General features: G+C 47.4%; 1 protein-coding gene. It reads left to right on the forward strand.

The window, feature by feature from the left end; genetic code table 11:
* Positions 1–266 (forward strand): Lrp/AsnC ligand binding domain-containing protein (locus SB756_RS30875; protein WP_410913343.1); only part of this gene is annotated, 266 nt, incomplete at both ends.

Consider the following 266-nt stretch of genomic DNA (forward strand, 5'->3'; position numbering starts at 1 on the left):
GATCATTACCGGGGCGCGTATTGATGTCAGCCCGAAGCAGCTCGGTTATGACGTAGGCTGCTTTATCGGCATTATATTAAAGAGCGCCAAAGACTACCCTTCCGCGCTGGCAAAGCTGGAAAGCCTTGATGAAGTCACTGAAGCCTATTACACAACCGGCCACTACAGCATCTTTATAAAAGTGATGTGCCGTTCGATCGACGCTCTCCAGCATGTACTTATCAACAAGATCCAAACAATTGATGAAATTCAGTCCACCGAGACAT

Origin of the sequence: Pseudomonas sp. SIMBA_068, assembly GCF_046534705.1 — a bacterium.
Taxonomy (GTDB): Bacteria; Pseudomonadota; Gammaproteobacteria; order Pseudomonadales; family Pseudomonadaceae; genus Aquipseudomonas; species Aquipseudomonas putida.